This is a genomic window from Micromonospora sp. NPDC005367, from assembly GCF_040606825.1.
Lineage (GTDB): Bacteria > Actinomycetota > Actinomycetes > Mycobacteriales > Micromonosporaceae > Micromonospora.
In genome coordinates this window covers 25,813-35,787 of the sequence record NZ_JBEXFP010000062.1, presented here as the reverse complement: position 1 = coordinate 35,787, position 9,975 = coordinate 25,813, and the positions used below count along the sequence as shown (strand labels likewise).

Here is a 9,975-nt window from a genome sequence, read left to right as displayed (position 1 = left end):
GTCGCGCCGTTCGCCGAGCTGCCCAGCCGATGAGTGAGGGGCGAACTGGCCGATCGAGGTGCTGGGGCGAAGAGCCAGATTGATCGGTGCACGAAACCAGCTTCCGATGACGACCATCAGATCGGCACGTTCGCACACGACCTGAGCTAGACCAATTCGGTCAGATGGCCAACCCGGCGCCCCCGGACACGACGATCTCCTGCCCGGTGATGTAAACGGCATCGTCCGAAGCCAGAAAAGCGACCGTTCCTGCGATGTCTTCTGGCGTTGCGAGGCGGCCGAACGGATTGTCCTCGGCCATCGCCGTCATCGTCCCCGCGACGTCATCGGTTGCCGTCCGGATCGAGGCTCTCGTCATCGGGGTGTCGGTCATTCCGGGGCTGACCGCGTTGATACGAATCCGGCGCGGTGCGAGCTCGAGCGCAAGTGTCGGGATCATGGCGAGCATCGCGCCGTGTGACCCGGCCGCAACGCTGCTGCCGGTGAGGCTACGCGTTGCTCCGATACCCACGGTCACAATGACCGAAGCGCCGTCGGACAGCAGCGGCAAGGCCTTGACCAGGGTGAAGAACACCCCTTTCGTGTTGACGGCGAACACTTCGTCGTAGCCCGATTCATCCCAATTTTCCAGCGTCATCGGGCGGTTGACGCCGGCGTTCAGGAACAGCGTGGTCAGACTTCCGAACTGTTCTCCGACTTCGGACACAACCTTGTCGATGTCCGAAAGCGACCGCGCGTCAGATTGCAAAACAAGGACATCGTTGGGTAATTCTTGCCGTGCGCGAGCCACACTCTCCTGACGTTGTCCGGTGACGGCAACGCGGTAGCCGCGATCGTGCAGAATCCGCGCGGTCGCCTTTCCGATTCCGCTGGTGCCGCCCGTGATCAGGGCCGTACGTTCCGACATCACACTCACTTCATCGTCATTATTGGCTGGACTGGATGGGCCAATGGCAACGCGCCGCTGGCATGGTGTCTGGCTGATCTGTCCAGGATTGAGACTCCTACTGGACTATACCGTCCAGGTTCGGCCAACTCCGCGATGCGCGCTGCTCGGCATCCAGCAGCCGTCGGCGAGCAGGGTCGGGTGCTGAGCGAGTCGGTCCGCGACTGAGGCCGGAGCGTCGCAGGACGTCCGTGCGGCCTCAGCGACTTCCGGTGACCACCGGGAACCTGGGCGAGCGACGTCATGAGCGACGAGGGCGGCGGCCACGTCGTGCTGCTTGATCGTCTTGCGCATGCGCGGATCGGCCGGACGATCACGCGGCTGCCGAAGTGAGCCGCGCAGACCCTGAGCACGAACCAGGGCTGGGCTCAGTTCACGGGCGGCGCCCAGGTGGGGCGTCTGATCAGGCAGAACGGGTGACCAGCCGGATCGGCGTACACGTGATCGCCGGGCAGCCGCCGCGCGCCCAGCGCGAGCACCGCCTCCCCCGCCGCAGCCTGGTCATCGACCATCAGGTCGAGGTGCATCTGCTGCGGCACTGCCGGCTCCGGCCACGTAGCCGGTGTCAGGTCGGCGGCGCGCTGAAACGCCAGCCCGGACGCCGCCGTGCTGGCCGACACGACGACGAAGTCCGCGTCCGCGTAGGTGATCGGGTCGCCGAGGACCGCGCTCCAGAACCGCGCCTCGGCCATCGGATCGGGGCAGTCAACGATCAGATGATGGAGCCGACCGATCGGCAAAGCGAACACCTCCTTCGTGGTCAGGCCACCGGCCAGCACGGCCAGTATGGCCTCTTCCGGGTTGCCGCCGACCTACCACCACGCGGCGCTCTCAGTTACCGTCGATCGCCTCGGTGAAGCGCGTCAGCATGTCTCGCAGCGCGGCGGTTACCTGCGGGTCGGCGATGATCCCGTCCGTGGTCACCGCATCGCGGGTGACGGGGATACGCGCGCACGCCGAGGTCAGCAGGTTCGCGTCGACATAGCCGAGCACGGTCTCGAGTGTTTCGCGGGCTCCCTCACCACGCCCGGGAGCCGCCACCGAAAGCCAGGCGACCGGCTTGCCGTTGAGTTCTCCGCTCCCGATCAGCCACTCGAGGAGGTTCTTGAGGCTGCCCGGGATGCTGCCGGCGTACTCGGGGGTGCAGAACAGCACCGCGTCCGCCTCCTCGACCGTACGGCGAAGCCCCGCGACAGCGACCGGCGGTTCCTGGTCGCCGGGGACGAACGCGGGGAGGGCGACAAGTCCGTCGTACAGAGTGGCGGTGACGTCATCGGAGACGAGCGAGGCCACCGTACGCAGGGCTGCGGTGTTGGTCGACCCCGCGCGGGTGCTACCCGAGATCAGCAGAAGATGCGTCATGAGGGGACGGTACGGCAGGCAGCTCGCGATCCACCGGATCGCCACCTGCGGTGAGTGCTACCGCACGGATCGCGGGTCACCTGGATCCGCTCCGGCGAGCCTGGTGGGGCTACCCGCCGGGTTGCGGTGGGCCGGCGTCGCGGCGGGTGTCGACGATGTCATCGCCGAAGGCGGCAGCGAGCGCCTTCGCGATCAGGTCCGGTAGTTCGGCCCGTCCGTCGTCCTCAGCCCACCGCACCAGTGCCGTGTGCAGAACGGCCAGGCATGCGCTGGCCGCCGCCTGGGCGTGGAACGTCGTCTCGGGATCGGTGGCATCGTCCTCGATGGCGGCGACGATGGCCTGCTGAAGGGCGTAGTGGTTGTCCAGGTGCTTGGCCCGCAAGGCCGGCGTGGAAATCATGAGCCGAAGGCGGGCGAGGAGGAACCGCCCGTCCGCTGTCAGGTTGTTTTCGTGGCGGCCGCTGGTCAGTGCCGTGGCCGAGTCGATGAGCGCGCTGCCGATGCGGCGGACCAGGGACTGCGTGGCGGGCGTCGCGGCGATGCGCTCGGCGACGAGCTGGCCGTGCTGGTCGATGAGGACGAGGTCCTCTTTCGTGGGGAAGTGCCGATACACGGTCATGGGAGACACGCCCGCGGCTTCGGCGACGTCGGTGACGGTCGTGGCGTCGTAGCCGCGCTCGGTGAACAGACGTACGGCGTGCGCCTGGATCGCGCGTTGCGTCTCGGCTCGCCGTTGCGCTCTCAGGGTTGAGTGCTGATCGGGCATGTGGTAGACACTACCGCACTGGTAGTTACTACCATCTTGGTAGTGACTCGCATCGTGAGGTGGTTGGCATGAATGAGCTGACCGGCAAAACGGCTCTCGTGACTGGAGCGTCGCGTGGCATCGGGCGGGCGATCGCAGCCCGGCTGGCGAAAGAAGGGGCAATGGTCATCGTGCATTTCGGCACGGACAAGGACGGTGCGACAGCGACGGTCGACGAGATCGAACGGGCCGGTGGAACCGCGCTCGCCGTCAGGGCCGAGCTGGGCGTGGATGACGACGTCGACACGCTCTTCGCCGGAGTCGAGGCCGGTCTGGCCGGTCGGCCACTCGACATCCTCGTCAACAACGCGGCGGCTACGCCGCCGGCCCGCTCGGGGCCATCACGCACCGAGTTCGACCGCCTCTTCGCGGTGAACGTGCGCGCGCCGTACTTCATCATCCAGCGAGCATTGCCACTACTGCGCGACGGTGGCCGCATCATCACGCTCTCGTCCGTGGCAACCCGCGTGGCCAACCCCACCCAGACGTCCTTCGCCATGACGAAGAGCGCGGTCGAGACGATGAGCAGGACCTTGGCCACCCAACTCGGTACCCGAGGAATCACGGTGAACGCGGTTGCTCCCGGCGCCACGCGGACAGCGACCAACGGATCTGCGTTCGAAGCGCCGGGCCTGGCCGAACTCATCGCTGGAATGACGGCACTCAACCGGCTGGGCGGGCCGGACGACGTCGCCGACGTCGTCGCGTTCCTCGCCTCCGACGCTGCACGCTGGATCACCGGTCAGGTCATCGACGCAAGCGGTGGCCTGTTCCTCGGACCGCGTGTCTGACCGTAGGTCGCGTCGAGAACGCGCCGCTCGAGGGCGACCACGGCGGGGTACGTCGAGTTCTCCCGCGCGACACCACTCGTCACCCTCAGGCGGGGCACGTCAGTCATCGTGGTTGCCGGTCAGCGCCTCCTGTTTCGCCTCCTCATGAACGGCGAGGCACATCCGATTTCGGGCAGTTGAGGAGGTAGGGCCTTTCGCTGGCCATTGGCGGCTCACGCTGGGTCCGGCAGGTCGATGAGCGCGAGCTTGGCTGGGTCCCGATTACGCCCTCGACTGGGCCCTGCGGCATGCACGAGCATGACCGATGCGCGGACCATCCATATCGCCGACGATTCCCGCCCGCTGGGGGAATCCTGGCGCACCAACACCTCAGCCCGTTCCCGTGAGCGATGGCGCTCACGGGAACGGGCGAGAGGACGAGCGCCGGTGTGGCTGGTCAATCTGCTGGTGCGACCGCCACCTGGTACACCGCCGTGTTCATGTTGATGCCGTTGTAGAAGTTCACCGCGACGTAGTGCCGATCCTGGTACCAGCTCTGGTCGTCGTCGAGGGTGATCGGCCCCGTTGTGAAGCTTCCGTCGGCAGCGAGAGCGGCGGGGATGGGCGTGCCACTCCGGTCGACGAACACCCGGACGGTCCCCCCGGCGACGAAGTCCGGATGGGCCGTCAGGTCGACTCTTCCGCGAAGGGTGAAGGTCCTCGCCGGCACCGCGGTGATGGTGTCCGGGGCGGCGCTGCTCGCCGCTATCAATCGCACGGTCTGACCCGAGTCAGTCACCGCCTCCGTCTCGTCCAGCAGGTTCAGTGGGGTCGTGTTGTAGATCGTGCGCTGCAGCGTTGACGGGTTGATGTAGGAGACGTTCTCCACGACGAAGTTCTTGATGTTCTTGTTCGTGCGGAATCCCGCATCGAGGGTATTCGTGGTGTAGAAGTCCGAGTTCCGGTAGTAGACGTTCTCCACCGGTGACCGCGACGCCGCGCTGGACATCTGGAAGGTCGTCCGGCCGGGCGTCATGGTGGGCGCGGTGTCGACGTTGTCCAGGTAGATGTTCCGGATGGTCGGGTTGAACACGTCCGCGCCCGGGAACGGGACGGTCTCGGAGTAGTTGCCGTCGAACTGCACCATCCCCGAGATGCCGCTGCGCAACAGGCAGTCCCTCAGGTAGATGTTCTCGACGTAGCCGCCCCGGTTGGAGTTGGTCTTGATCTTCAGCGCCAGCGACAGCCCGGGACCGCCGAACTCGTTGTCGTGGATGAAGACGTTGCGGACTCCCCCGGACATTTCACTGCCCATCGAGACCGCCGCGGACCCGCCTCCGTCGTTGTTGTAGACCGAGTGCCGGATGATGATGTCCTCGCTGGGATTGCGGTGCTCCCTACCGTTGACGTTACGGCCGGCCTTGATCGCCGCGCCGTCGTCGCTGACCGTGACGTGGTTGCCCTCCATCACGACGTGACTGCTCGACTCTGGGTCCACGCCGTCGTCGTTGTTCCACCCGCCGGCCTCGAAGTCCTTGGTCTTGTCGCTGTAGATGTCGAGGTTGCGGATCAGGACGTTCTTCGAGCTGACCGGATGCACGATCCAGAACGGCGTGTTGCGGATCTTCACGTCCTCGATGAGGACGTTGCTGGACGCGTAGGTCTGGATGAGTGATGGCCGGAAGGTCGACCTGAGCGGCACCGCGTCGGCGGGGGGCGCCACGTTGCGCACCGTGTCACCGTCGATCACCGGGATGGTCGCCGGCAGGTGCCCGTCGTCGGAGAAGATCCGCTTCTGAATCGGCACGTCGGCGTAGTTCATGGCGTTGAGGACGCCGTTGGTGCCGTACGGCGCGTCGGTGTCCTTGTTCTCCACCGAGGGCTCGCCCCAGTAGCCCTTCTTCCATGGACGCCAGTTCCACATGTCCTCCTGCCCGTCCAGCAGGCCGCCGCCGGTGACCGCGATATTGGTTTGGTGCAGCGCGTAGACGAAGGGCGAGAAGCTGTAGAGGTCGCTGCCCTCGTAACTGGTCAGCACGACCGGGTAGAACTCGTTCGTCTTGTTGCGGACGAACTTCACGACAGCGCCGGTCTCGATGTGCAGGTTGATTCTGCTCAACAGGGTGATGGCGCCGGAGTAGTAGGCCCCGTCGGGGTTGCGCGAACCGCCGGCCGGGACGACGACGATGCCGCCGCCTGCCCGGTGGCAGTCAGCGATCGCCGCGGCGATGGCATCGGCGTAGTACCAGACCTGATGCGAGGCGTAGACGAGCGGTGAGGACTTGACCGCCGGATCACCGGCCTCGTTGCCGACGGCATACCGCTCGGTGATCTGCCGGACCAGGTACGCGTACCGGTGATCGGTGATGTCACAGCGGCGGTCCGGGAACACCGGGGTGTTCGCGTTGACGGTGCGGTCGATTTCGTCGTACCGGGCGTGGTTCCAGTAGACGCCGTCGCGCCGCGCGGCGTCCGGGTCGTCGATGGCGAAGGTGTAGCTGCCCACGGAGTGGCCGTCCTCGGCGGTGACCCGCAGCCGGTCCCCGGCCTCGATGCGCTCGGCCCGCTTCTCCCTGCCGTCCCCGTCGACGACCGCGAGCCGTTGCCGCGACCGGTCGGAGGCGACCAGTTGGCCCTTGACCGCGGACACCCGGGCGCCGGCGCGCACGGTGATCGTGGACGTGCCGACGTTCGTGACGATGGGCGCGGAGCCCGTGCGGGCCACCACCACCGTTCCCGTCGAACGCGCCCCGGGCCGGCCTCCGGCGGCCGTCGTGTCGTCCGGCCCGGCGGCGAGGCTCGGGCCCGATAGCCCGGCCGTCATGGCCGCGACCACGCCCAGGCACAGCAGAACCCGCGTACGACGCTTCACTCCTCGGCTCCCCTCATCGGGCCTGACCCCTCAAATCTCGCGGACGTCGACGTGATCGGGGATCCGCACGTCCTCGACCGGCCTGCCCTGGTGCAGCGCGAAGTCGGTTACGTTCCGGAGCACGAACGTCGGAGCGCCCTCCGCCTTCTGCAGGCGGACGTGGTGGAACTCGGCGTCCCGGACGTCCTCGAGCACGACCGCCGGACGGGTGTCCGGGCGCTCGAACCTGGCGTCGACATTGTTCAGCTGGACGCCGGTGGCGTGGCGTACGTAGAACGCCCACGCCGGCAGGATGCCGAACATCGACGGTTCCGGGTACGCCTGCGGCCGATCCGGGACGGCGTACGGCTCCCGCGCACCCGGCTCGGCGAAGAAGGTGTTGATGAGGTTGGCCGGCTGTGCTGCCGCCTCCGCCATCGACAGGCCACCGCGCATGTGGATCCGCACGTTGCTGATGCGTACGTCCTCGACGTCGTGCCCGGGTAGGCCGACGATCATGGAGGGGTATCGCGGGTCCGCGTTGTGCACGGTGACGTCGCTGATGCTGATCCGGCGCAGCTTGCCGACGTCTACTCCCGCGGGGCCGCGCATCCTCGCACCCAGGCGCAGGAAGATCGGCGCGTTGGACACGTCACGCATGGTGACGTTGCTGATCGTGATGTCCTCCAGCAGGCCCCCGTCGACCGTCTCCAGCGCCAGACCACGGCACCGCTCGAAGATGACGTTCGAGATGGCGATGTTGCGGAAGCCGCCGTTGGACTCGGTGCCGCACTTGATCCGGCCCGTGGGCCCGTCGCGGTCGGCGGCGGCCGGGTCGTCCCGCCCGTACGTCCCGTCCACGACGGTCCCGACGTCGTACCCGCTCACCATCGTGTCGGCGATGGTGACGTTCTCGGTCGGCCGGGCGAAGCCGAGCGCGTACGAGCTCTTGAGCACGATGGCGTCGTCGCCGTGGGTGTTGATGGTGCAGTCCGAGATCCGCACGTTGCGGCAGCTGTCGACGTTGATGCCGTCCCGGATGGTGTCGATCCTGACGTTGTGGATCGTCAGGTTGTCCACGCCGGTGGGCAGGATGGACAGGTGACCGCCGCGGATGATGGTCAGGTCCCGGATGACCACGTTGCGGCAGAGCTTGAGGGCGATGGCTTTGTCGCCGGTGCCGGCGGGGCTGTTGGCCGACATGTTCCGCACCAGCGCGGCGCCGTCGATCCGGCCTGGCCCTTGGACGCAGACGTTCTCCAGCCCCTCGCCCCAGATCAGGCTGGCCCGCCAGTGGCTGTGCCCGAAATCCTGATACGGGTTGCCAGCACCGTCGCCCGGATCGTCGAACCCGACGCCGTCCTTCGGTGCGGCGGCGAGCAGGGTCGCGCCGTGGTCGAGGAGGAGCGTGATGTTGCTCTTCAGCCGTACGGAATAGCTCGCGTACGTGCCGGCGGGGAAGTAGACCGTTCCGCCGCCGGCCGCGGCTGCCGCCTCGATGGCTCGGTTGATCGCCGGCGAGTCGACGGTCGTGCCGTCGCCCTTCGCCCCGTACGCCGTGACCTCCAGGTAGGGGCCGTGGGGATTACCCGGTCGTGGGCCCGCGGCAGCCGGCGTAGCGGCGTTCGCGGCGCTTGCTCCCGCGAGCGGCAGGACGCCGGCGGCCGCGACGACACCGAACCGAAGAGCGTCGCGACGATTCGAGGACCTGGTCATGCTTCTCCTTCTTGGGAGGCGCCTGATGCAGCGGGGTCTTCCGGGCGCAGGCCCGGGTGGCTGCTCGAGCGGCGGCCGCGTTCATGCCGAGGGCTGCTCGAGCGGTGCGCCGTTCTCCAGCACGTTGCGTAGTAGGAGGCCGTCCACGTACTCCACCACGTCGGGACTGCTGGTCGTGCCGAAGTCGATGTCGGTGAGGGTCACCCTGTGGATGTGCGCATCTGAGTAGCCGCGGAGGTTGAGGGCCCGTCCGGCCGAACGCACGGTGAGATCTCGGACGTCGATGTCGCCGACGACGGGGTTGAACCCGTACCCGGGGCCTTCCTCGTAGTAGAAGTTGATGTCGATCACCGCGCCGGCGACCTCGCCGATACGGATGTCGCGGGCGTGGAAGCCCGTGATGAAACCGCCGCGGACCGAGTTCGTCTTGAACCGCAGCGCGATGTCCAGGTTGGGGCTGGACATCTCGCAGTCGTCGACGAAGACGTTGCGTACGCCGCCGGACATCTCGCTGCCGATGGTCACGCCGCCGTGGCCGTCGCGCATCAGGCACCCTTCGATGAGGATGTCCTCGCTGGGCACAGCGACCCGGCGCCCGTCGGCGTTGCGCCCGGACTTGATGGCGATGCAGTCGTCACCGGTGTCGAAGGTGCAGTCCCGGATGACGACCAGCCGGCTGGACTCGGGGTCGCACCCGTCGTTGTTCGGACCGTGCGAGTCGACCGTGACGCCCTGGACGAGGACGTTCGTCGACAGCGTCGGGTGAATCTCCCACATCGGGGACCGGACGATCGTGACGCCCTCGATGAGCACGTTGCGGCACCGGTACGGCTCGATGAACGACGACCGCAGGTAGTCCCCCTCACCGAAGACCCGCTGCGCGACCGGCACGCCCTGTTCGGCCATCGCGAACAGCCGGCCGCGGGCGTCGTCCTGCTTGGGGTCGCCGGGCTTCCAGCCGTACTCCGGCTTGCCCTTCCACGGCCACCAGCGCGCGTTGTCCGCCTGGCCGTCCAGCGTTCCGGTGCCGGTGACGCCGATATTTTCCTGACCGTAGGCGTAGATCAGCGGCGAGTAGTTGTAGAGCTCGACGCCTTCGAACCGGGTCAGCACGGCGGGCAGGTAGTCGGCCGGGTTCTGGCTGAACAGCACCACGGCGTCGGCGGTGACGTGCAGGTCGACGTTGCTGAGCAGGTGGATGGGGCCGGTCACGAAACGGCCGGCCGGCACCAGCACGTGCCCACCCCCGGCGGCATGGCAGGCCTCGACGGCCCGTCGGATGGCCAGCGTGCAATCGGCGGCGCCGTCACCCACCGCGCCGTACCGGGTGACGTCGAACCAGCGGTCCGGGAAGTGTGGGCGCCGCACCTTGGCGCTGATGTACCGGGCGCGGGCCCACGGATTGCCGGCCGGCGTCGGATCGGCGTGCGCCTGACCGCCGAGCAGCGGCGTCAGGGCTGCGGCGGCGCTCGTCGCCGCCGCCCAGCGAAGGACGTTACGCCTGCTGTGTTCGGTGGTCATTGCA

The 9,975-nt window shown here is 67.5% G+C and carries 8 protein-coding genes; 1 reads left to right on the top strand and 7 read right to left on the bottom strand.

What is annotated here, in order from left to right:
* Positions 1-160: 160 nt before the first annotated feature.
* The 4 genes from ABZS42_RS28900 to ABZS42_RS28885 all read right to left on the bottom strand — a co-directional run bounded on the left by ABZS42_RS28900 (position 161) and on the right by ABZS42_RS28885 (position 3,074).
* Entirely contained in the window at positions 161-907 is a 747-nt protein-coding gene (locus ABZS42_RS28900) for an SDR family oxidoreductase (RefSeq protein WP_355150589.1), read from the bottom strand.
* Positions 908-1,314: 407 nt separating this feature from the next.
* A complete protein-coding gene (locus ABZS42_RS28895) occupies positions 1,315-1,695 on the bottom strand; it encodes a VOC family protein (protein WP_355150591.1) in 381 nt (126 codons plus the stop codon).
* An 82-nt stretch (positions 1,696-1,777) separates the two neighbouring features.
* Entirely contained in the window at positions 1,778-2,353 is a 576-nt protein-coding gene (locus tag ABZS42_RS28890) for an NADPH-dependent FMN reductase (RefSeq protein WP_355150587.1), read from the bottom strand.
* Positions 2,354-2,417: 64 nt separating this feature from the next.
* Entirely contained in the window at positions 2,418-3,074 is a 657-nt protein-coding gene (locus tag ABZS42_RS28885; protein WP_355150585.1) for a helix-turn-helix domain-containing protein, read from the bottom strand.
* A 68-nt stretch (positions 3,075-3,142) separates the two neighbouring features.
* Between ABZS42_RS28885 and ABZS42_RS28880 the strand changes: the two genes are divergently transcribed.
* Positions 3,143-3,904 carry an SDR family oxidoreductase gene (locus ABZS42_RS28880; protein ID WP_355150583.1) on the top strand — a complete coding sequence of 254 codons (762 nt, stop codon included), beginning with the start codon at positions 3,143-3,145 and terminating at the stop codon, positions 3,902-3,904.
* A gap of 436 nt (positions 3,905-4,340) precedes the next feature.
* Here the strand turns inward: ABZS42_RS28880 and ABZS42_RS28875 are convergent, their stop codons facing one another.
* The 3 genes from ABZS42_RS28875 to ABZS42_RS28865 form a co-directional block, all read right to left on the bottom strand.
* Positions 4,341-6,755: a glycosyl hydrolase family 28 protein gene (locus ABZS42_RS28875; RefSeq protein ID WP_355150581.1), complete on the bottom strand. Its 2,415-nt coding sequence runs from the start codon at positions 6,753-6,755 to the stop codon at positions 4,341-4,343.
* A gap of 30 nt (positions 6,756-6,785) precedes the next feature.
* Positions 6,786-8,450 (bottom strand): glycosyl hydrolase family 28-related protein, encoded by a 1,665-nt coding sequence (locus ABZS42_RS28870; protein ID WP_355150579.1) that lies wholly within the window; start codon positions 8,448-8,450, stop codon positions 6,786-6,788.
* Positions 8,451-8,531: 81 nt separating this feature from the next.
* Positions 8,532-9,971, bottom strand: a complete 1,440-nt coding sequence (locus tag ABZS42_RS28865; protein ID WP_355150577.1) for a glycoside hydrolase family 28 protein — start codon at positions 9,969-9,971, stop codon at positions 8,532-8,534.
* Positions 9,972-9,975 lie beyond the last annotated feature (4 nt).

Bases quoted from the DNA above. Each gene is read 5' to 3' on its own strand.
- ABZS42_RS28870 (WP_355150579.1), bottom strand. From the start codon at position 8,450: ATGACCAGGTCCTCGAATCGTCGCGACGCTCTTCGGTTCGGTGTCGTC.
- ABZS42_RS28880 (WP_355150583.1), top strand. From the start codon at position 3,143: ATGAATGAGCTGACCGGCAAAACGGCTCTCGTGACTGGAGCGTCGCGT.
- ABZS42_RS28885 (WP_355150585.1), bottom strand. From the start codon at position 3,074: ATGCCCGATCAGCACTCAACCCTGAGAGCGCAACGGCGAGCCGAGACG.
- ABZS42_RS28865 (WP_355150577.1), bottom strand. From the start codon at position 9,971: ATGACCACCGAACACAGCAGGCGTAACGTCCTTCGCTGGGCGGCGGCG.
- ABZS42_RS28900 (WP_355150589.1), bottom strand. From the start codon at position 907: ATGTCGGAACGTACGGCCCTGATCACGGGCGGCACCAGCGGAATCGGA.